Here is a 429-nt window from a genome sequence, read left to right on the forward strand (position 1 = left end):
ATGGTTCATCAGGCAGTAGCTTAACCCTTTCAAGTGTAGGCACTTATAGCATTACAGCCACCTGTACAGTAGGTAGTTGTATTTCTCCGGCAAGCATAGCAGTAACAGGCTTACAGATTGTAGCTCAACCAGCCGCCCCAACCATCAATGCACCAAATCCAAAAGTAGTGTGTGCACCAAGTACTTTAACCCTGACAGCAAGTGGTTGTGCAGGAACCATCAACTGGTCGAATGGTCCATCAGGTAGCAGTCTGACGCTTTTAAGTGTAGGAACTTATAGCATTACAGCGACCTGTACAGTTGGTTCCTGTACCAGTCCGGCGAGTGCAGCAGTCACAGGTTTGCAGATTGTAGCTCAGCCAACTGCTCCAATGATTACAGCCCCGGCTACCAAAGTAGTCTGTTCACCAAACACGCTTTCATTAACCG

General features: G+C 47.8%; 1 pseudogene. It reads left to right on the plus strand.

The window, feature by feature from the left end:
* Window positions 1-429, plus strand: a pseudogene (locus tag EWM59_RS28055) (hypothetical protein); the annotation flags it as partial.

The sequence above is a fragment of the Emticicia agri genome, from assembly GCF_004168285.1.
In the GTDB taxonomy this organism is placed as follows: Bacteria; Bacteroidota; Bacteroidia; order Cytophagales; family Spirosomataceae; genus Emticicia; species Emticicia agri.